Annotated in this window: 23 protein-coding genes and 3 pseudogenes; 9 read left to right on the forward strand and 17 right to left on the reverse strand. The window is 48.6% G+C overall.

Features of this window, described 5'->3' with window-relative positions; translation table 11 throughout:
* The first annotated feature begins 101 nt into the window (after positions 1-101).
* From H3L91_RS11265 to H3L91_RS11295, 8 genes and pseudogenes are all read left to right on the forward strand, one after another.
* On the forward strand, positions 102-1,313 hold the full coding sequence (locus tag H3L91_RS11265; protein ID WP_007341089.1) for a CBASS cGAMP synthase: 1,212 nt from the start codon (positions 102-104) through the stop codon (positions 1,311-1,313).
* Positions 1,313-1,819 carry a Mov34/MPN/PAD-1 family protein gene (locus H3L91_RS11270; RefSeq protein ID WP_007341090.1) on the forward strand — a complete coding sequence of 169 codons (507 nt, stop codon included), beginning with the start codon at positions 1,313-1,315 and terminating at the stop codon, positions 1,817-1,819. Before H3L91_RS11265 ends, H3L91_RS11270 begins: the two co-directional genes overlap by 1 nt.
* The gene (locus H3L91_RS12210) at positions 1,803-3,509 is read left to right on the forward strand and encodes a ThiF family adenylyltransferase (protein ID WP_220457345.1); all 1,707 of its coding nucleotides are present in this window, start codon (positions 1,803-1,805) and stop codon (positions 3,507-3,509) included. The genes H3L91_RS11270 and H3L91_RS12210 overlap by 17 nt, the downstream gene beginning before the upstream one ends.
* Entirely contained in the window at positions 3,493-4,509 is a 1,017-nt protein-coding gene (locus H3L91_RS11280) for a CBASS cGAMP-activated phospholipase (protein ID WP_007341093.1), read from the forward strand. The genes H3L91_RS12210 and H3L91_RS11280 overlap by 17 nt, the downstream gene beginning before the upstream one ends.
* 106 nt (positions 4,510-4,615) lie before the next feature.
* Positions 4,616-4,840, forward strand: a pseudogene (locus H3L91_RS11285) (IS1595 family transposase); the annotation flags it as partial.
* 36 nt (positions 4,841-4,876) lie between these two features.
* On the forward strand, positions 4,877-5,125 hold the full coding sequence (locus H3L91_RS12645) for an IS5 family transposase (RefSeq protein WP_007341095.1): 249 nt from the start codon (positions 4,877-4,879) through the stop codon (positions 5,123-5,125).
* On the forward strand, positions 5,097-5,639 hold the full coding sequence (locus H3L91_RS11290; RefSeq protein WP_154647153.1) for a transposase: 543 nt from the start codon (positions 5,097-5,099) through the stop codon (positions 5,637-5,639). The genes H3L91_RS12645 and H3L91_RS11290 overlap by 29 nt, the downstream gene beginning before the upstream one ends.
* Positions 5,640-5,668: 29 nt before the next feature.
* Positions 5,669-6,127 (forward strand): annotated as a pseudogene (locus tag H3L91_RS11295) (IS1595 family transposase); the annotation flags it as partial.
* A gap of 54 nt (positions 6,128-6,181) precedes the next feature.
* Here H3L91_RS11295 and H3L91_RS11300 read toward each other — a convergent pair.
* The 13 genes and pseudogenes from H3L91_RS11300 to H3L91_RS11360 form a co-directional block, all read right to left on the reverse strand.
* Positions 6,182-6,463, reverse strand: a pseudogene (locus H3L91_RS11300) (DUF1281 family ferredoxin-like fold protein); the annotation flags it as partial.
* A 30-nt stretch (positions 6,464-6,493) separates the two neighbouring features.
* Positions 6,494-6,922: a hypothetical protein gene (locus tag H3L91_RS11305; RefSeq protein WP_154647154.1), complete on the reverse strand. Its 429-nt coding sequence runs from the start codon at positions 6,920-6,922 to the stop codon at positions 6,494-6,496.
* A gap of 179 nt (positions 6,923-7,101) precedes the next feature.
* A complete protein-coding gene (locus tag H3L91_RS11310) occupies positions 7,102-7,764 on the reverse strand; it encodes a DUF1281 family ferredoxin-like fold protein (RefSeq protein WP_007341101.1) in 663 nt (220 codons plus the stop codon).
* 158 nt (positions 7,765-7,922) lie between these two features.
* Positions 7,923-8,522 carry a hypothetical protein gene (locus tag H3L91_RS11315; protein WP_007341102.1) on the reverse strand — a complete coding sequence of 200 codons (600 nt, stop codon included), beginning with the start codon at positions 8,520-8,522 and terminating at the stop codon, positions 7,923-7,925.
* A gap of 241 nt (positions 8,523-8,763) precedes the next feature.
* Positions 8,764-9,888 carry a DUF6094 domain-containing protein gene (locus H3L91_RS11320; RefSeq protein ID WP_007341104.1) on the reverse strand — a complete coding sequence of 375 codons (1,125 nt, stop codon included), beginning with the start codon at positions 9,886-9,888 and terminating at the stop codon, positions 8,764-8,766.
* A 257-nt stretch (positions 9,889-10,145) separates the two neighbouring features.
* A complete protein-coding gene (locus H3L91_RS11325; protein ID WP_007341106.1) occupies positions 10,146-12,521 on the reverse strand; it encodes a DEAD/DEAH box helicase in 2,376 nt (791 codons plus the stop codon).
* A gap of 262 nt (positions 12,522-12,783) precedes the next feature.
* Complete coding sequence (locus H3L91_RS11330) at positions 12,784-13,095, reverse strand: hypothetical protein (RefSeq protein ID WP_007341107.1); 312 nt, start codon at positions 13,093-13,095, stop codon at positions 12,784-12,786.
* 67 nt (positions 13,096-13,162) lie between these two features.
* Positions 13,163-13,423, reverse strand: coding sequence for a hypothetical protein (locus H3L91_RS11335; RefSeq protein WP_154647155.1), 261 nt, complete (start codon positions 13,421-13,423; stop codon positions 13,163-13,165).
* Positions 13,424-13,495: 72 nt separating this feature from the next.
* Entirely contained in the window at positions 13,496-13,702 is a 207-nt protein-coding gene (locus H3L91_RS11340; protein WP_007341109.1) for a hypothetical protein, read from the reverse strand.
* A gap of 248 nt (positions 13,703-13,950) precedes the next feature.
* A complete protein-coding gene (locus tag H3L91_RS11345) occupies positions 13,951-14,346 on the reverse strand; it encodes a hypothetical protein (protein ID WP_007341111.1) in 396 nt (131 codons plus the stop codon).
* A gap of 76 nt (positions 14,347-14,422) precedes the next feature.
* Positions 14,423-14,758, reverse strand: coding sequence for a hypothetical protein (locus H3L91_RS11350; RefSeq protein WP_007341112.1), 336 nt, complete (start codon positions 14,756-14,758; stop codon positions 14,423-14,425).
* A gap of 265 nt (positions 14,759-15,023) precedes the next feature.
* Positions 15,024-15,617: a hypothetical protein gene (locus H3L91_RS11355; protein WP_007341113.1), complete on the reverse strand. Its 594-nt coding sequence runs from the start codon at positions 15,615-15,617 to the stop codon at positions 15,024-15,026.
* On the reverse strand, positions 15,617-16,228 hold the full coding sequence (locus tag H3L91_RS11360; RefSeq protein ID WP_007341114.1) for a DUF3275 family protein: 612 nt from the start codon (positions 16,226-16,228) through the stop codon (positions 15,617-15,619). The genes H3L91_RS11355 and H3L91_RS11360 overlap by 1 nt, the downstream gene beginning before the upstream one ends.
* A gap of 3 nt (positions 16,229-16,231) precedes the next feature.
* Between H3L91_RS11360 and H3L91_RS11365 the strand changes: the two genes are divergently transcribed.
* Positions 16,232-16,612, forward strand: coding sequence for a hypothetical protein (locus tag H3L91_RS11365; protein ID WP_154647156.1), 381 nt, complete (start codon positions 16,232-16,234; stop codon positions 16,610-16,612).
* A gap of 377 nt (positions 16,613-16,989) precedes the next feature.
* Here the strand turns inward: H3L91_RS11365 and H3L91_RS11370 are convergent, their stop codons facing one another.
* The 4 genes from H3L91_RS11370 to H3L91_RS11385 all read right to left on the reverse strand — a co-directional run bounded on the left by H3L91_RS11370 (position 16,990) and on the right by H3L91_RS11385 (position 18,935).
* Positions 16,990-17,139 (reverse strand): hypothetical protein, encoded by a 150-nt coding sequence (locus H3L91_RS11370; protein WP_007341117.1) that lies wholly within the window; start codon positions 17,137-17,139, stop codon positions 16,990-16,992.
* Positions 17,129-17,404, reverse strand: coding sequence for a hypothetical protein (locus tag H3L91_RS11375; protein WP_007341118.1), 276 nt, complete (start codon positions 17,402-17,404; stop codon positions 17,129-17,131). The genes H3L91_RS11370 and H3L91_RS11375 overlap by 11 nt, the downstream gene beginning before the upstream one ends.
* Before the next feature lie 120 nt (positions 17,405-17,524).
* Positions 17,525-18,019 carry a DUF3577 domain-containing protein gene (locus H3L91_RS11380; protein WP_007341119.1) on the reverse strand — a complete coding sequence of 165 codons (495 nt, stop codon included), beginning with the start codon at positions 18,017-18,019 and terminating at the stop codon, positions 17,525-17,527.
* Positions 18,020-18,422: 403 nt separating this feature from the next.
* Complete coding sequence (locus H3L91_RS11385) at positions 18,423-18,935, reverse strand: hypothetical protein (RefSeq protein ID WP_007341120.1); 513 nt, start codon at positions 18,933-18,935, stop codon at positions 18,423-18,425.
* Between the last annotated feature and the right edge of the window lie 5 nt (positions 18,936-18,940).

An 18,940-nucleotide genomic window follows, 5' to 3' on the forward strand; every position in this document is an offset into this window, starting at 1 on the left:
TTATCTAGGACAGCCCCAAATATAAATCTAGTGTCAAATTGACTTGAAATTTATTACTGATAACCCCATATACAGTACGTCATTTTATTTAGAGGTGAAATATGAGCCATTATACAAACAACCTTCATCGTATTTTTGTAGACAGAGAGATTGGTTTTAAGAAAGAAATTACCCCAACAGAACTGGATTTAGATTTTTTTAATAATGTTAAAAAGGTTGTTAAAAGCCACTTAAAGACCAAAATCAAAGAGTTTTTGGAGCAACAAGGGCTTGCCAGCATTACCCCAAAATTTCGTATTCAAGGGTCGTGGGCATATGGTACTTGCAATTTGCCTGCCAAACAAGGTCAAGAAATGGATTTTGATTATGGGGTATATTTGCCTGTTCGTGCATTTGACGGCTTTAATCCTGATGCTGGAGCAAGTGAACAAGCCAAAAATTATTTTGAGCAAGTGGAATTAATGATGGGAGATTTATGTGAACAACACGATTGGCTGTTAGATACTTCCGCCCCATCATCGTGTATTCGCATTAAAATCAGAAATAATGCCCATATGGACATTCCACTTTATGCTGTTCCTGACGATATGTTTGATAGTTTAGAAGAACGCAATGAATTACAAGTGTCATTGGGCAGTGCAACTGCTATTCATGAAAGTTTAAATTATTCTAAGTGGGTATTTGAAGATTTTAATATCAGATCATTTGCTGAAGAATCTTTAATGGATAAAAATATTCGAATGATTCATATGGCAAGGCGAGATGGTACTTGGCAAGAAAGCGACTGCGAACTGATCCGCAAATGGTTTGCCGATAAATTAAAGTCTTTGGAAAATAACGGTCAGCAATTGCGAGCAATTTGCCGTTATTTAAAGGCATGGCGTGATTGGCAATTTGCAGATAAATCTTTTCAGCCAAGCTCCATTTTATTGATGATTATTGCCTGCAAGTATTATCAATATTATCAACATCGTGATGACTTAGCACTATTATCAGTTTTAGAAAAATTGCCAAATGCTTTGAGTGGCAATGTTTATGAAAATATTGAAGAGCACGAAAGTGAAGATTTTAACCGCATGAAAGAAGGTGAAAGAGTTGAAGCTATGCAATATGCTGATGCACTTTATCAAAATTTTATGGCGAGTTTAAATAATTTTGATAAAACCAAAGCACTAAAATTCATCACAAATGAGTGGGGTAACAGAATACCACAAGATGAGGATTTGATTGAAACTTCTCGGCAAGCTATTTTTGATACACCTCCATTAGTTCAACCAAACATCACTCCACAAGCACCATTAAGACAAGGCTAATGGATTATACAGAATGGCAAGCAGTTGATTGCGATTTTGTGGTTCGTATAGACAACTTCATTATTACTCAATTAACTGCTTACCGGCAAAAAACAAGCAAACAGCCTGAATCTTTGGGGCTACTTGTTGGATTTGTTTGGGAAAATGCTTTTTGGGTCAAAGCAATTACTACCCCCACACCATTTGATAAACTCAGTCGTTTTTTCTGTATACGTACACAAAAATCAGCTGATTATAATTTCGAATTATTGAAAGAATTAAATAAACAATCTAATCATCAATGGCACTATTTGGGTGAATGGCATACGCATCCTGAAATCAACCCAAAGCCATCCAAAACTGATTTGGAAGGTTGGAATGAATTGCCTAAAAATAGCTACTATGATAGAAATATTCACTTATTTTGGATTTGTAGCAGTGAAGTCCATAGCAACGATTGGCTAAATATTCGTATTAATAATGTATTTTTTAAGTTGGTATTAAAAAACGATGAATCACCGCAATGAAATTATTGAAATATTGTCTTATCACCAATATGAACCAATCTCGTTTTCGGATTTTAAAAATAGCCAATTAAATCATAAAAGTATTTGTTATAAAAAAGAAATTCTTATAGAAAATAAAAAAATTGAATATTTTTTGATTTTTCCTAATTCAGCATTGTTGGAGTTCCCTAAAATTTATATAACAGAAAAGCAACTATTGCTCTTGCAACAAGCTTTTCCACATATTACTCAACCCATTCCGCATTTACAAAAAAGACAAATCTCTTATTTAGATAATCAGTTGTATTATGTTTGTTATTTTATGGAAAACAGTCAAATCATACCAAGAAATGATCTTGGTAAATTTATTTTGACAATTGAGCAATATTTAATGAATTTTTTTGTTAAATTTTTGGATAAAGACCAATATATTCAAGAGTACTCGGAAGATTTCTTGGGGGTAGTTATTGTATTAAGTGATTTGACCAATGATAAAAATAATTCTTGGTATATTATTAAAAATGAAAATAAATATAATTTCTTAGAACTAAAAAATAAAAATGATATATTTTATTTACAAGCCAACGACCAAAATAATCCAAATTTTTCAGAGTTGTTTAAAAATGGTAAAGTTACTGTTCAGTCATTTTTAGATTTTATACAAAAATGGGATGGTAGTATTTACAAAAAACTAGAAGAACATCTTCTAAATCATATCAATAAAAAACACAAGAAAGAACCAATTAATATTTTGATAAATTGGAAAAACAAGTTAATGGGCGCGTCATTTGAATGGAATGATTGCCAACATAAAGTATTAAAAAAATTTCTTGATAAGCAATATTTGACTCAAAAGGTAGTTTTTTATACGGTGAACTTAATTGATTTTAAAGCCAGTATTTTAAGAAATTTGCCATCGAAATCACAAAATGGTTTATTGGGTAAAAAGGTTTTTCAAGTTGGATTAGGGGCTGTTGGTGGATATATTGCAGATTCCTTAATCAAAATCGGTGCTGGTATTGATGATGAATTTACTATCATTGATAATGACATTTTTAGTGTTGATAATGTTGGACGACATTTATTAGGTATGGAATATATTGGGAAAAGTAAATCTCAAGCATTTAAAGAATATGCCAAAAAGCAAACTTTTAACCAACTCAAAAAATTAAATACTAATTTTGACAATGTTAGTAATTATAACTTTCAATATTTTGTAGATAATCCAATGGATTTAATTGTAGATACTACAGGCAATATTGAAGTGCAAGAATATCTCAATGAATTAGTGCAACAAATACCATTAGAATCTCGTCCTAATTTATTACACTTATGGATTTTTGGTAATGGCGAATGTGTACAAGGCTTTTGGCATGATGCAAAATTACAAGATCATCAAGGTGGCTGTATTCAATGCTTGGGAACATCGGCTAATGGACTGTTTGAAAGTACTTTACCAATTAGAAATTTAGACAAAGAACAACGCTTTGGTGTTTGTTCAGCATTTACACCCTATGCCGTATCTGGTGGAATGATGGCAAGCTCATTGGGTATTAATATGATATTGGAATGGTTAGAAACCGGCATGGTAAAAAATAATTACCAAACCCGTTACAACTCTGAATATCAAAATGAGAAAATCAATGATATGTTAATTATGGCAAACGTAAACTGCCCTTATTGTGGAGAAAAATATGCAAAATCAATCTGATTTTAAAATACTGTCATTATCTGGTGGTGGTTATCGTGGTTTATACACTGCTGAAGTATTAAAAGAGTTGGAAAACTATTTAAAAAATAAAGGTAAAAATAAAGGTAAAAATAATTGTATTGCCAATTATTTTAATTTAATTACAGGTACATCGATTGGTGGTATTATTGCATTGGCATTAGCTTATGAAATTCCTGCTGAAGAAATTGCCAAAATATTTGATAATAAAGGTCAAGAAATTTTTAAGAAACAATCTTGTATTGGCATATTTAAGGCAAAATATAATTCAGCCATTTTAAAAAATATTTTAGTCGACTGGTTTGATGATGCTTCAATTGGTGATTTAAAACATCCGGTAGTTATTCCAGCTGTAGATTATACAACGGGCTCCCCTGTTACATTTAAGACAGCTCATCACGATACATTTAAGCTAGATTGGAAACGGAAGATTGTTGATGTGGCATTAGCAACTTCGGCGGCACCAACTTATTTTAAACGCCATCGTATTGGAGAAAATGAATATATTGATGGTGGATTGTTTGCCAATAGCCCAAGTTTGGTTGGATTACACGAAGCTGAAATCTTTTTTAAACACCCTATAAATCAAGTCAGAATCTTGTCTATTGGTACATTATCATCTAAGAAAACCATCAATCCAAAGACCAATAAAAAAGGTGGCTTGACCGACTGGGGGGAAGGAGATATTAGAAAAGCCGCTCCTAACATTATTGATATTACGCTCAGTTCTCAACAATTATTTATGAATCAGTTGGTCAAACACAGAATTAAGGATAATTTTGTTGTTATTGATGAAAACTTAACTCACAGCTCAGCCCCCTATGTTGGATTAGATGATGCCACCAATGAGGCAAAACAAATCCTTAAAGGAAATGCTAGCCGGTCCTCAAAAGTTGCACTTGGAAACCCCGAGGCTTTGGCATTTTTTAATGAAATAGCTATTCCACCTGTATTTTATGAAGGGAAATATAAAAACCAATAGTCGAGTTTATATTCACACTATAGCCACTTTAAACGCACTCTGTCATCGGAATTTTGATGTGGGGCTTAGGAAGCAAAATCACCAAAAACAGTGATAAGCTTCTGAAATGAAATTAAAAAACAAGTATCAAAAGTTCAGCAAAATTTCCGAACCGCAATTTCGTCAAATCCTGCGGCTGTTTGCTTTGGATTTGACCGTCTCCGATACTGCCAGGCTAACCGGTATCAGCGTCCGAAGCATCAACACGCTCTTTCTGAAATTGCGCCGGCGTTTGGCTGTCGAAAGCGAGCGGCAAACCCCTTTTGACGGCGTTGTGGAACTTGACGAATCTTAGAACCCGTATTCACAAAAATGATAAAATTCCCCAATGACTAGAAAATCCTACCCCACAGACCTAACAGACCAGCAATGGCAACAAATACAGCCATACTTCAACAACCATCGTACCTATAAATGGGATAAGCGAGAACTGGTTAATGCCGTACTCTACATCACCAAAACAGGCTGCCAATGGCGAATGCTGCCTAACGATTTCCCACCTTATTCAACCGTATGGAGCTTTTTTCGCCGAGCCAATCAAAAAGGTTATGGGACAAAATATTGCAACAACTGGTAAAAAAAGACGAGTAAGCACCAATAAAAGCCCAGAACCAAGCTATGCCATTATTGATTCACAAAGTGTCAAAACGTGTGGTGCGGCAGAAGATAAAGGCTTTGATGGTGGCAAAAAAGTTAAAGGTCGTAAACGGCATATTGTTGTCGATCCCATGGGGAATTTGCTGGGTGTTGTAGTTCATGCGGCACACATACACGATACCAAAGCAGGTATTTTTGCGGCGCAAAAAGCAATAGAAGCCTATCCGAGTATTAAAGCATTCTCAGCAGATGCGGGTTATCGCAAAACGGTTAAACAAGAAATGCAGGAATGGTTTGGTTTACCTGTTGATATTTCGGAGAAAATATCAGGTTCTTGGCAAATTATTCCGAAACGTTGGATAGTAGAACGTTCTTTTGCTTGGCTGGGCTGGTCTCGTCGGTTGGCAAAGGATTTTGAAGTAACGTTGAACTCGGCAGAGAACTTTGTAACACTTGCTGCTATTTGGCAGATTTTGAAACATTTTTCGGATTGAAAATGACTATGGGGAGTGTGAATGCAGGTTCTTACTTTGGCGCAAAGCGCATCCGTGGTAAACGCGGGCGCGGTGCCGGTGGCAAAACCATCGTTTTCGGCGTACTCAAACGGGGCGACAAGGTCTATACGGAAATCGTTCCTGATGCGTCCAAAGCCACACTGCAAAAGGTAATACGCGAGTACATTTCTGTTGAGAGTGTCATCAATACTGATGGCTGGCGTGGTTATCACGGCTTGGTTGATATGGGTTTTGCAAAGCATTTCAGGGTGCGTCACGGGCAGAATGAACTTGCCCGCGGAGCGCAGCATATCAACGGTATCGAGTCGTTTTGGAGTTATGCAAAACACCGTCTGATACAACTTCACGGCGTAGCACGACATACGTTTTACCTGCACTTTAAAGAAACCGAATTCCGCTTTAATCACAGGCATGATGATTTGTACAAAGTGCTGCTGAAAATGCTGCGAAAAGATCCTTTGAAATGATTTTTGCTTCCTAAGCCCCAAAATATTTATAACCAAATAGTTATAACTGGGGGATTACTCATCCTCGTCATCGTCAAAGAACTCGCAGCCGAAATGCTCAACAGCAAAAGCGCGGTACTCCTCATTGCTGCACGGGTAGTCGTACAGTTGTGCGCCTTCGTTTTCGTAGCGTCTGGCAAAACACATTCCTTCTTCGATGTATTTGGCTTCCAGATACAAATCCGGATAAGTAGCGCAGATGGCACGGTAGATGCCCTCCGGCGGCGACCAAGCGGTCTCAAAAGAAACCTCCAACAGACCGTCTGAAAGGCTGATGCAGCAGTCTTGCGCATTCCACTTGGTTCCCCAATGGGATACGCGCCAATGTCACCAGTCCGGCGAGCCGTAGCATTCAATGTTGTGCGCAATAAGTGCAGCGGCTTCAAGTTTCAGCCCAGTTTCGTCTTGCAGTTCGGGGAAGGCTTTCAGCCGATGGTTGACTTCGCTAACTTTCAACTCTGTCCAGACAAAGGTTGGGGACAGCTTGTTTTTCAGGCTGCCATATAGATCTTTGCTGATTAGACTTTCAATTTGCGGCATTCGCATATTTTCATCTAGCTGCACCCATCTGAGTTCGTCAGACGAGCATGGTGGCAAAGGTTGCGACAAGGCTTCGGGCATCGACAGGATACCGTTGAAATCAAACAACCGCTCTCCTAGCCTTTTGGGGTCGGGGCGAACGGTTTTGGTCGCTAGGTCGGTCACTTGTGTAGCGTCTCCGCTGACGCACAGATGGTTGGAACACCAATTGGGCATGATGTACTCCTTAAAAAAGCGGGTTATCACGCCCTTGCGGGTGCGATAACCCGCAGGGTTAAAAAACCGACTAATAACGGTGTTTAGTCGTCTTCGTCTTCATCATCGATGTATTCCCAGCAGAAATGCTCATGGGCAAATGCTTCAAACTCATCATCTGGGCAGGATTCGTTATACAGTCAGCCGTCTTCGCCGTAGAACGTACCGGCAAAGCCGCCGCCTTCATCGATATAGCGTGCCTCCAACTGCAAGTCAGGAAAGGTTTCAACAATCGCGGCGAACACCGGCTCCGGCGGACTCCATGCGGTATCAAACTCAACATAGATTTCTGTGTCGGAAAGCGTGCCGATATGCTGGTGGTAGGCATTCCACTTGGTCCCCCAGTGGCGGTTGCTCCATTCGTACCAGGTCGGGCAGCCGTACAACTCGATGTTGCGGCGGATTTGTTCGCCGTAATCCAAGTTGATACCGCATTTGGCGGCCAAATCGGGCTGTTGCCTGAACAGGGCTTCCATGTCAGACACCTTGTCTTGTTTCCAGTTGATTTGTCCGTCTGCATGTTCCACAAGATTGTCATACAGTGCTTCGTATTTGGCCTGCAGTACGGCAGCCAGTTGGTTTTTATCAATGTCATTCCATTTCTGCATCGCATAAGTCAGCGAACCGGCCTCGATATGCAGCGATTGGGGCATTGGAATCAGACCGTTGAAATCGACCACCAGTCCGACGTTTTCGTCGTCGCTGCTGTCCGGTATGCCCGGAGCAAACAGCACGGCTTTCAGTTTGGCCAGTGACTCGGCGTTGCCGCTGATGCTGACCTGGTTGGTTACATGGTTAGGCATAGTAAAAACTCCTAAACGGCAGGAGCCGCCGCCCCACAGGGGCAGAAGCCCCCGCAGGGTTGGCAAAAAAGGGCGTATGCCCCGGTTGGTAAAAATACCGCCGCCGGACGAATCCGGTGCACCGTTTCAGGCGGCTGGTGCTTTATCGGAGCGGTCTGTTATTTCAGGCTGCCCAAATGGCTGCGGACGGTATCGCACGCCCAGTTGTAAACGACTTCCCAGCAGACTTTGTCCGGCTGTTCCAGCACCACATCGGCGTTGTAGCCGAAGTCGTGCAGGCTGAGACCTTTGCCGCCCATCCAGTCAAAAATGCTTTGACGATGGCGGCCGTACAGCCAGCGGGTGTCGTTTTCGGTCAGCTTGGCCAACACGGTCGGCAGGCTGCCTGCATCGTATTCCACGTCTTGTAGCAGATAGAGGATGTCGGCTGTGCCGGACGGCAGTGCGGCATTTTCAGGCTGCCTTGCGGCAGGCGGGATAACCACCGCCGCCGTGTAGCAGTTGCTGCTGCGGCAGGGCGTGTTTTCAAAAACGTTTTCCCTGCGGACGTACTCCGCCGCCGGCTCAACCAGTTGAATCAGGGATTTGGCATAGCCCACTCTCTGCTCCAAAAAACGGCCGACTGCGTCCTGTATGGTTTCCTGCGGGTGTTGCAGCGGGAAAACCGTTTGGCCGTTTAACGCCAAAGCGGCTTCTTCCGCCGTCTCGAAACAGTCTTTGAACCAGACGATATAGGTGTTGGATAAAACTTCTTGCATAACAGACTCCTAATGAAAAAAGCAGGCTGCCATGCGCGGGGCACGGACACCCCGCTCGGGTTGAAGAAAAAGCCGTAACTGCACGAATGCGGCTGATGCTGTTTAACGGCTGCATCAAGACAGTAAAACGACTGCCAGCGTGTGAAACAAAGTCGGTTTTTCAGGCTGCCTTCGACCAACAAGGCAGCCTGAAAAACCCACCTTGCGGCAGGTTTGGATAAAAGCCGCAGGGCGGCAGGGTTTAACGAATGGTCAGCACCTCGCCGTATTCCGGCGAACCTTTAGTCAGATTGACGGCGCGGATACTCGGAACAAAGCGGTCGAGCGCGGTGGTGGTTACCACCAGCCGGTCTTGCGCGTCATACTCCTCGGCAGTGGTTACCACTTTGGTTTTGTGCGTCGATCCTTTGACCAGCAGCCTGCGGCCGTCGGCAGCGGTAACAATACCGCTGACCTGTCCGGCGGCCAGGGCCAGCGCGGAATGCCACTGCCCCAGCGCACACAGCGGGCGGCGTTTTTCCTGCACCAGATGCGCGCCGAACCAGTGTCCGAAGTGCGGCCACAGGGTTTGTCCATGCAGCGCGGGCAGTTCTTCGACCAGCACGTCGGCGGAAACCTCAAAGCACAATGGCTTGAACGGCTTGACAGCAGCGGGCGGCACTTCGTAACAGTAGTCCGCTTCGCTGCCGATGTCTTCGGCATGTTCAGAAGCCAGCAGGGTTTGGGTTTGCTGCTGCACCAGTTTCTTGCCGATTTGGCTGCGGTTGGCGGCTTTGATGCCCATAATGACCACCTGCCGGTAGGTATCGACTCCTGCTTTGAATATCCGTATATCGGTAAAGTAGGAGGCAATTTCGCGGCAGAAGCCTTCGGTCAGTGCCTGCGTGGGCACAATCAGCACCAGAATGCCGCCAGTTTGCAGCACGCCTGCGGTTTTGGCGAAAAACACCTCTTCCAGCCGTTGCGCCTTGCGGTTGTCCAACTGGTCTTTGGCGGCAAAACCGTAAGGCGGGTTGAGAAACAGCAGCCCGACGGTTTTGGCCTGCAAGATGCAGTTTTCGATGTCGGCGCGGACAAGGTGCTCCAAACGCTGCGCGGCAGCGTCGGCACGCTGTCTGTCCAGTTCGATACCGAAGGTGCGGCAGCGGCTGCCGCAGGCGGTCAGATAATCAGCTAACGTTTCTAGTGCCAGACCTTCGCCGCAGCACGGATCGAAAATACGCACTTCGCCGCCGCCGATGTCCAGGCGTTCGGTAATGCCGGCCAGCGTGGCATCATCGGTGGGAAAGTAGCCGTTTTTGATGTGGTTGTAGGCCACACGGTCAAACATCAGATGGTTTTGTTGGGGTTGGGATTGGGAAAGCATATCGGCCTCCGTAAGAAAAAGAGGCCACCCCCGCAGGGACAAGCCCCTGTTGGGTTGGAAAAAAGTGAAAAAGGTTGGAACAATGCCGTTCCTCCACGAATGGAGGCGATGCTGTTTAACGGCTGCATCAAGACAGTAAAACGACTGCCAACGTGTGAAACAGGTTTTTTCAGGCTGCCTGAACGCATCAGGCCGTCTGAAAAAACCTGCTTGCCGAGCCGTATCCTTGCGGACACGGTTCGGGGCAGGTGCAAAGCCTAGTCCGCCGCAGCGGTCTGGCTTTTTTCAATCAGGCGTTTAGCCAGTTCAACCTCAACGGAGTCGCCGGACTGGTTGAGGATGTCCAAGCCCGAATCCGGCATATCGCCGGAGGTGGATTGGGTTACGGCAATTTTCTTGCCCATCAGTTCGAGGCAGATGTGCTGCGCCGAATCTTTGTAGCCGGCGAAATACACTTCCACGTCTTCCGTCTGGCCGATGCGCCATGAGCGGCGGGCGGCCTGCATCAGGGTATAGACGTTGTAGCCGGTTTGCATGAAGTAGATGGTGGGGAACGCCAGAAGGTCGAGACCGGTTTTGACCAGCTCGGGGTTGCAGATGACGACTTGGCAGCCTTCTTCCAAACGGTCGACCACCCAGTCTTCGCGCTCGTCGGCCTTGACCGTGGCTTTCATCACGGCGGCTTTGATGCCGTGCCGCTGCAAAAGCTGTTTCAGGCGGCCTGTGGTGTCGCGGGTGTCGGAATACACGGTATAGACCAAGCAGCGTCTGCCGCGTTTCAAGCTGCCCTGCACCACTTCCAGCAGATCAGCTTCTTTGGGCGAAACGTCTTGCGGTCCGTACTGTGCCGGCGCGTAAAACAGGGTTTCCCGCTTGCGCTTCCAGTACACCGTTTCTTCCTGATGGCAGCAGTCCGGCCAGGCCAGCAGGGCGTTCATCACTACGCCGGTAAGCGAGTTGTCGCGCTTGCTTAAAGCCTCTTTCAGGTAGTTTTTAAGCACACGCTCCATCTTCTGATACACCGCTTTTTGTGCGTCGTCCATGTCCACCGGCCGGAAGATTTCCCGATAGCCCGGCAGCACGCCTTCGCCCAAATCGCGCAGTTTCAGAAACACCGTCAGCGGCAGCACATAGCGCATGATGCCCAGCGGCGAGAAGCCCGGCGCTTTGGCGGTGCGCACCTGGTTGCGGGTGGCTTTGGAGCTGTTGAACGCCCCTTCGCTGTACTCGTTGCCCAAATGGCTGCGCGTGATGTCTTTCAACACCCCGTGCTTGCGCATAAACGCCATGCCCGCCGTACCGAGCGTACCGGCTTTGTTGTAGCCGAAACCGTCGGCCAGCATGGACTGCGGATCGAGCCGCCACAGCAGGTAAAACAAGTCGTCCGCATAGCCGCCCATCAGCGTGCCGGTCAGGCACAGCACTTTGCGCGCGCAGCGTGCCAGCACGCCCATCGCCTGCCCTTGGGCAGTGCCGTAGTTTTTGTACTCGTGCCCCTCGTCCACCACCATCAGCCCGAAAAAATGCTTGGGCAGATAGCGTTTGACGAACTCGGTCGGCTGGTAACCGCCTTGTCCCAGCGTGAACTCGGCTTTGCTCAAAGCACGATCCAGCCGCGCCGCCTGACGGTCGCCGAACACAAACTCGCCGTTCTCGTCCATCAGGTTGGAAAATGCCTGCACGTTGTTTTCCAAGATTTCGGCCAGATAGCTTTCGCCGTAGGTCTGCACCAGTTTGGCGGCGGTTTTCGGGCCGATGGTCGGCAGTGCCGAAATGGCTTGGATGACCCGCTCGTACACCGTGGTTTGGCTGCCGTTCTGTTCCTTGCGGCACAGCGTCCACAGCGGTTCGCCGCACTCGCGCGATGCCAAACCCTTACCGCGTTTGGCGCGGCAGAACAGACGGTTTTTTGACAGTGCGTCGTTCAGGCTTTGCGTGTCTTCATACGGCTGGTTTTCCTCATCGGTGATTTCGCCGCCGCATTTCGGACAGCAGAACAGCTTGCGCCGGATGCCGTCTTCGCTGCGGTAGCGCACCGCGTATGCCGGCCGCCAGTGGTAGCCCATGCGCATCCGCACCCGTCCGAGTACGAAAAACTCGGGTACCGTCGGGGTTTCGCGGCAGTGGCGGCGGATGTGCAGCAGCTTGGCCAGCGTGTCGGTGCCGTTGAGCACCCACACCCTCGCTTCCGGCACGGTTTTGAGGATTTCGCGCCGCCACTTGTACACCAGATGCGGCGGACTCAATACCAGCGTGCGCGTGCAGCCCTGATGGTGCATCGCCGCAGCGGCGGCAATTGACATCATGGTCTTGCCCGTGCCCATTTCCGCATTGATGACCGCAGCGGGGCGGTCTTCGCGCAGCAAGAGTTGCAATACCGCCCGTACCACTTCGCGCTGGGCGGCAAACAGCGGCCGTGCCAGCGCATCCAGCACGCGCTCGGTTTCGGAATATGTCTGCCCCTGATACAGCGGCCGGTTCTGCTCGGTTACCGCCTGAAACAGGCTGCTGCCGAAATCGGCCAAAAACTGCGACAGCGGCATTTCGCTGCCGGATGCTGCCTCAGGGTTTTCAGGCTGCATCGCCTCAGGCGCGGCGGGCAGTACGTCAGGGGTTTCGTTGTCGTAATACATAGGGTTCTCCTAAAAAAACGGGAACCCTGCCCGTAAGGGGTGGGTTCCCTTACAGGGTTGGAAAAACGCTGCAAGCAGCGGTTGGGAAAAAGCCGCGAACCCGTGAGCGGGTGTGATGCTGTTTAACGGCTGCATCAAGACAGTAAACGACTGTCGGCGTGTGAAACAGGTTTTTTCAGGCTGCCTGAAAGCATCAGGCCGTCTGAAAAAACCTGCTTGCGCAGGTTTGGTAAAAAGCCGCAGGGCGGCGGGGTTGGTAACTTTACCGGTATTCCCGGATGAACTCGTTGAAAAAGTTACGGAAGGTGATCGCTTCACCGATGGTTTTAAAGTAATCGGACACACGACTGTAGGGTTGGAGAAAATCCGGCTCGTCTTCGTGATAACAATTTCGGCCGACATAGAATCCAGCACCCGAACACATAATGCGCAGGTCGGAAACACAGAGACCGGTCATCACTTCGAGGTCGTACTGCGGCCGGGAAGCGGCAAGGCCGTCCGTACCGCCGTATTCGGCTTCGATGTCGAGGCAGCAGGCTTTGCGGTAGAGGGTTTGGGAAAGGTTGAGGGACATGGCAATACTCCTGAAAAAACAGGGATACCTGCCCCTATGGGGCAGATACCCCAAAGGGTCGGAAAAATCAGCGTTCGTAACTGCTGCGTTCGCAGAACAGCGTACTACTACCGTCTGTACTGCGGCCTGCGGTCAGCCCGCACAGCCAGCCGCGACAGATCATCACAAGCGCGTACAGCGACAACAGCAGCCTGCTACGACTGCGGAACTCGCACATGCTGTGCAGAACACCCGTATGTCGGTCGAAGTCTTCGTAGAGATGGCTTTCAACACCAAACAGGCGTTCGGCAGTAGCGGCAAAACGGTGGGTTAAAGTAAAAGAAGGCATGGCAATACTCCTAAAAAAAAACAGGGGACTGCCACCCAACGGGGAAGCGCGTCCCCAAAGGGTTGAGAAAAATCAGCGTTGCTCGGATGTGTCGTTTATTGCCAGCACCACAGTCAGCAGAACCGACAGCAGCAACAGGCACAGCGACAGCGTGCGGTGGAAGTCCGGCCCCCACAGGGCGAAGGACATGCCGTAAAACAGCGCGGTCATCAGCGAAAAGCCAATCATAAAGGGCAGATACCGCAGCAGGGTGCGGCGGCAGAACAGTTTGCGGAACATAAAACATCTCCTGAAAAACGGGGATGCGCGTCCCGCAGGGGAAACGTATCCCCACGGGGTTGGAAAAAATGCCTGTACAGGCAGACGGATAAAAGCCGTACCCTTACGAATAAGGGCGATGCTGTTTAACGGCTGCATCAAGACAGTAAAACGACTGCCAACGTGTGAAACAGGTTTTTTCAGGCTGCCTTACAGATTCAAGCCGTCTGAAAAAACCTGCTTGCGCAGGTTTGAACAATCAGGCTGCTTTAATCCGCATTCGGATAAAGTGCCTGATAGAGTTCGTCCAGCTTGCCAGTATCAATGTGGTAGCTGACACCGCCGTTGGGCGTATAAAGGTTTTCGGATACGAAGTCGGCAACAGGACGGTCTTCAATCCAAAAACAGCTTGCTTCGCCGTTGATGTTGTCTGAAACACGGAACAGCGGCCATTTTTCGCGAATGGCAGCAGCCAGCTGATCGGCAACCACAGCTTGCGCGACATTGCCCAAAGGTGGCAAGTTTTCATAGTTGTACCATCTGGCGGCATTCCAGATTTCCTTGTCCAGGCTGCCGGACTTGTCCGGCCGCAGTCTGCCCAGCAGGGCGCACCACAGCGGGAAGTCTTCGCAAGTATGCTCGGTAAAGGCTGCATCAATCGTCATTTCGGTATCTCCGTAAAAACGGGGATACCGCCCCGGCGGGGAGGGTATCCACGTCAGGGTTGGAAAAAAAACTGCGTCAGGCTTCTACAATCCGTTCGATACGACCATACACATGGGCGCGGACTGCCGTTTTATCGGTTGCCCACATTTCGTACCAGCTGCCGTACTGCTTGACCAGAAAGAGTTTCAGCACATCGGAAAAGTCAAACGCCCAGCCGCTGACCGGTATCGCCCTTTTGAAAAAAGAGTTGTTGTTGACACCGTGCGTCAGCGCGTTTTTGTCTTCCCGATCCAGCGGAATGCCACGGTTGATTTTGTCCATCAGGCCGGCGGCATAATGCTTGGTCGGTTGCTGCTCTACTGCGGTAGAACTGAATGGGTAGCAAGTTACTAAGGGTTTGGGTAGGTTCATGGTGTATCTCCATAAAACGGGGATACTCCTCCCGCAGGGGAAACGTATCCCCACGGGGTTGAAAAAATGCCTGTGCAGGCGGTTGGGTAAAAGCCGTGTGCCTACGGATAGGCATGATGCTGTTTAACGGCTGCATTGAGACAGTAAACGACTGCCGGCGTGTGGAAACAAAATCGGTTTTTCAGGCTGCCTCGTACAGTAAGGCAGCCTGAAAAACCCACCTTGCGGCGGGTTCGGGAAAAGCCGCAAAGCGGCGGGTTGGTGCTTACCCATTCAAACGACCGGAACGCAGCCCATCGGAAACCAGTATGTCAAAATCCTCGGGAATGCGCACATACGCGGCTTGCAGGTTGAACAGAGCGGCTTCGCTGCTGTCCTTGCGATAGCAACGGATGCTTTCCCGTTCGGTCAGGGCAGCCGTCAGGTAGGGCTGCCACTGCGGCAGCAGCGGCACGTCGGACAACTGCTCCACCGCCTGCCACACCGCTTTGTCCAAATCGGCAGCAGTATCCGTCTGCACAATCCACGCGCTGCGGTTGTCGCGGTCGGGTTCTTCCAGCACGTCGGCATACAGGAACATATGCGTCAGCACGCCGAAATTGTGCGTGGCGTATTTGCTGATGCGTTTGCTCATGCCGTACACCTGCTGCGCGGTGGTACGCGGCGGGTGCAGTTGTGCATCGTCAGGCAGCCTGAAACCGACTTGGCGGATGCCGCCCTGCTCGGGCGGGGCGGTCAGTGCGGCCATAAACGACAGCACATTGGCATCGCGCCCGTGCAGGGAAGCGAACATCAGCCGTCCCTGATGGATAAAAAACGCATCGGCGAACAGGTCATGCGAAGAAGTGCGGTACAGCATTACGGGTGCTCCTTATGCCAAGACTGCGTGGGCGCGTGGAAACGGTAGCCCTGCTGTTTGACGGCTTCGCGCAACTGCCGGAACAGGTTGCGATCGTCCATCGACGGATCAAGCCGGATAACTTCCGCCTTGCCGGACAACATGCCTTCCAGTTTTTCCATCGAGTCGGCCAAGTCGTCTTCTTCCTGTACCGGCACAGTATCCGGCGCATGAGATGTGCGGGCGGGTTCGGCTGCATCGGCAGGCGCGGAGGCAGCAGGAGCTGCCGGTTTGACGGGCGGAGGAGTCTCCTCTTCCTGCTCGGCGGCGATGCCGGCCATTTGCAGAGATTCGGACACTTCCGCCACATGGTTCTGCGCCATAATCTGCAACTGTTCCCAGTCGAGATCGGCATACAGGCTGACCCAGATGCGGCCTTTGGCAAAGTTGGATTGGTTGTAAACACGGGTGAGATAGAACAGACCGTCATAAGAACCTTCGGGAAACTGGTCCAGTACGCGGTGTTTGATTTGAAACGCGCCGATCTGCGTTTGCAGTTCGCCGACAGTAAAAATACCACGGCTGCCGTTGCGTTCGATGACAGTGAGTTTGCCGGGAATGGCGATAGACATAATGTGCCTCCTGAAAAAAAAGGGGCACACCCGCAGGGGACGCGCCCCATAGGGTTGGAAAAAGAAAGACTGCAAAAGAAAGCCGTGGCCGCACGAGTGCGGCTGATGCTGTGTAACGGCTGCATCAGGGCAGAAACGGTCTGCCGGCCGGTAAAAACTTACCTGAACGCCCTGCAAAGCCAAGCCGCTCAGGTAAGGCTGCCTGAAAGCAGACAGCCGCTGAAAATACGGGCAGACCGCACCGCCACAGTGGAACGGGTGCGCCCGAAATCTGAAATGGAGACTTTCCACTGTTCACAAAAAATGTGGATAAGTCTGTCTGTAAATATCAAAGTCCCGATTGTTAAAGAACAAATTGAAGTGCTTAAAAATTCAGCACCCTAATTGCTTGCCGATGCCCGCCCGTGGGGACGGGCATCTGTAAGCAATCACAAACAATATTGGTTGTAAGCCTGCGGTTAAGGCGGGAACCGCAACCCGTACTGCCGGAGAAACAAGGAAAGTTCGACCGATGATACTGACCGCAGCATAGTGCGTCAGAACCACGCTGTGGTCAGTATCATCAGGGATAAAGAAGCCGGATACGGCGGGATGGGAAATAAAAGGGGAAAGGGTTCTGAAAAGAAGCCTGCGCCGCAGAAGCGGCGGTACGGATACAGGCAACCGTACAAGGGGATGGATTTTCCGGGAAAGGCTGCAAAGCAACTTTTCCGGGAAAACCCACCGAAGCGGGTTTTCGTTAAATAAGACGGTTACTGGTTTTAGACTTTGAGGTTGTAACGTTTTCTCAAATCGTCGCGCTCTTTATCACTCATTTCCCGCCAAGCCTTGCGACCGGCGATAACGAAGAAAGCGACTGCACCAAAACCAATCATAAAAGTGATGGCGATAGATATCAGGCTAAACAGCATTTTTGTATCCTTTCATGATGAAAGCGACTATCCAAAGTATAGCACAAAAGAATAGGCTGAATACGAACAAAACCAACGTCGGCCAAAAAGGCCAGCCGTATTTGGTCAGTGCGAACCAAACTTGCGTTACACAAAACACGCCGAACAAATCCAGCTTGACAGCCAGAGCATCGACTTGTTTCTCGGATAACCGGCCTTTTGTCAGAAAAGACAAAATGCCTGCTTCAAGCCACCGATAGGAGTTAAGGAAAAAGTTCAGGTTCATAACCACTCCAAAAGTTGAAAAAGCCGGAGCAGCAGAACCCGGAACCGGGACTGTTGCCCCGGTGGGGAGAAAAAGGAAAGAAAGCGGGTGCTTTCTTTCCTGTGCAGTCAGACTGCGGGTTTAAGCGGCAACTGCATCAGCAGGCACTTCCGAAGAAGATTCTGCATCAGGCTGGCCGTCCTGCGACTTGTACCAGAGTTCGCGGTTGACTTTGACGAATTTGAATTTCAGTAACCGCGCGTCAATCGACGGTGTGGTTACTTTAATCTCTTCGCCTTTGTCGTTTTTAGCCGACGTTTCAAAGCAGACAGGTTTCAGGTCGGAGACCCGGAACCCTACAAACACAGTGGGTCTGCGTTTGTAATCTTTGTCCAAGAGCGCTGGAAATTCATCCAGCATACGGGCAAAAATCTCTTTGGCTTCGCCGCCGACAATGCGGATATCAAAACGCGATTTCTCATCGGCATCTCCGTGGAGGGCTTGGATAGTGCAGGCAAAGTACTCGGAACCCCGTTTCCCTTTGGACTGAACAATGCGGACACGGTTCAGGTAGCCGACACCGTCGGCGGTCAGGTTGAAGTAGGCGGGTACTTGTTGGGTTTGATTTGCAGACATGGTATATCTCCATAAAAACAGGGGATATACCTTGCCCTAAGGGGACAGATATATCCCCAAAGGGTTGGATAAAGAAAAGCCTCAAAAAGGCGTGCTTGATAAAAAAGCCGTAGTTTGACGAATCAAACCGTACAGATCGAGCGGCAGCTGTACCTTTGCTTTTTGAATGAAAGCAACAAAACATATGAAACGGTTTTATGTTTTCACAGTATAAAAAATTTGTCAAGATTTTTTTCGTGCTACTTAATTGGTTTGTCTGTCATGCATTACTTAGGATTTCGTGTGACCAGTGGTCACAAACTTTGCCGCATTCAAAAATCTGTAAAGGGAATTTACAACCTGTTTGTGTAGACTCTACACAAACTCTGCCGACCCAAAAAAATCCGTGTGGATTCCACACAACCTAACCCTGAGCCAGCTTCCCTATCGGGATGTTCTGCGACTGTGCCATCTTTGCCATCTCGTCCGCCAATGCATAAGCCGCTTTCAGTTTTTCCTGCAACCGCCGTCCTTCCGAGTGGTAACGTTTCATTGCCAGATGCACCCGCATATGCAGCAGCCTTTCATCATAAGACGCATTCGCCGCGTCCAGATAAACGGCCACTGTATCCCAGTCGGTAATATCCCTGCGCTGTTTGCCTTCGTATTCCGCCCAGCAGATGTTCGGCACATTGAATTCGCGCAGCGGATACGGTGGTGCGGCACGTCCTATCCGCACGGGACTGGTGCGGTAGGCCAGCCGCCGCACCAGTCCCATTTTGCGTGACTGCTCCACAAATTGCCTAGCCTCTTTAACCCACTGCAACACCGCTTCTTCCGTTTCTTTGATTTCTGCCTGAACCGCCTCAATCCCCCTTACCCTTAAAAGGCTTTTGTCGTACACAGATTGTTTACGGTTGGAAAACAAGTCGCCCATAGCAG

The organism is Neisseria bacilliformis, assembly GCF_014055025.1.
Classification (GTDB): Bacteria; Pseudomonadota; Gammaproteobacteria; order Burkholderiales; family Neisseriaceae; genus Neisseria; species Neisseria bacilliformis.

Bases quoted from the DNA above. Each gene is read 5' to 3' on its own strand.
- H3L91_RS11350 (WP_007341112.1), bottom strand. From the start codon at position 14,758: ATGAACCTACCCAAACCCTTAGTAACTTGCTACCCATTCAGTTCTACC.
- H3L91_RS11335 (WP_154647155.1), bottom strand. From the start codon at position 13,423: ATGCCTTCTTTTACTTTAACCCACCGTTTTGCCGCTACTGCCGAACGC.
- H3L91_RS11360 (WP_007341114.1), bottom strand. From the start codon at position 16,228: ATGTCTATCGCCATTCCCGGCAAACTCACTGTCATCGAACGCAACGGC.
- H3L91_RS11280 (WP_007341093.1), top strand. From the start codon at position 3,493: ATGCAAAATCAATCTGATTTTAAAATACTGTCATTATCTGGTGGTGGT.
- H3L91_RS11265 (WP_007341089.1), top strand. From the start codon at position 102: ATGAGCCATTATACAAACAACCTTCATCGTATTTTTGTAGACAGAGAG.
- H3L91_RS12210 (WP_220457345.1), top strand. From the start codon at position 1,803: ATGAATCACCGCAATGAAATTATTGAAATATTGTCTTATCACCAATAT.
- H3L91_RS11315 (WP_007341102.1), bottom strand. From the start codon at position 8,522: ATGCAAGAAGTTTTATCCAACACCTATATCGTCTGGTTCAAAGACTGT.
- H3L91_RS11290 (WP_154647153.1), top strand. From the start codon at position 5,097: ATGGGACAAAATATTGCAACAACTGGTAAAAAAAGACGAGTAAGCACC.
- H3L91_RS11320 (WP_007341104.1), bottom strand. From the start codon at position 9,888: ATGCTTTCCCAATCCCAACCCCAACAAAACCATCTGATGTTTGACCGT.
- H3L91_RS11305 (WP_154647154.1), bottom strand. From the start codon at position 6,922: ATGCCCAATTGGTGTTCCAACCATCTGTGCGTCAGCGGAGACGCTACA.
- H3L91_RS11310 (WP_007341101.1), bottom strand. From the start codon at position 7,764: ATGCCTAACCATGTAACCAACCAGGTCAGCATCAGCGGCAACGCCGAG.
- H3L91_RS11380 (WP_007341119.1), bottom strand. From the start codon at position 18,019: ATGTCTGCAAATCAAACCCAACAAGTACCCGCCTACTTCAACCTGACC.
- H3L91_RS11330 (WP_007341107.1), bottom strand. From the start codon at position 13,095: ATGTCCCTCAACCTTTCCCAAACCCTCTACCGCAAAGCCTGCTGCCTC.
- H3L91_RS11345 (WP_007341111.1), bottom strand. From the start codon at position 14,346: ATGACGATTGATGCAGCCTTTACCGAGCATACTTGCGAAGACTTCCCG.
- H3L91_RS11325 (WP_007341106.1), bottom strand. From the start codon at position 12,521: ATGTATTACGACAACGAAACCCCTGACGTACTGCCCGCCGCGCCTGAG.
- H3L91_RS11385 (WP_007341120.1), bottom strand. From the start codon at position 18,935: ATGGGCGACTTGTTTTCCAACCGTAAACAATCTGTGTACGACAAAAGC.
- H3L91_RS11340 (WP_007341109.1), bottom strand. From the start codon at position 13,702: ATGTTCCGCAAACTGTTCTGCCGCCGCACCCTGCTGCGGTATCTGCCC.
- H3L91_RS11270 (WP_007341090.1), top strand. From the start codon at position 1,313: ATGGATTATACAGAATGGCAAGCAGTTGATTGCGATTTTGTGGTTCGT.
- H3L91_RS12645 (WP_007341095.1), top strand. From the start codon at position 4,877: ATGACTAGAAAATCCTACCCCACAGACCTAACAGACCAGCAATGGCAA.
- H3L91_RS11375 (WP_007341118.1), bottom strand. From the start codon at position 17,404: ATGAACCTGAACTTTTTCCTTAACTCCTATCGGTGGCTTGAAGCAGGC.
- H3L91_RS11355 (WP_007341113.1), bottom strand. From the start codon at position 15,617: ATGCTGTACCGCACTTCTTCGCATGACCTGTTCGCCGATGCGTTTTTT.
- H3L91_RS11370 (WP_007341117.1), bottom strand. From the start codon at position 17,139: ATGCTGTTTAGCCTGATATCTATCGCCATCACTTTTATGATTGGTTTT.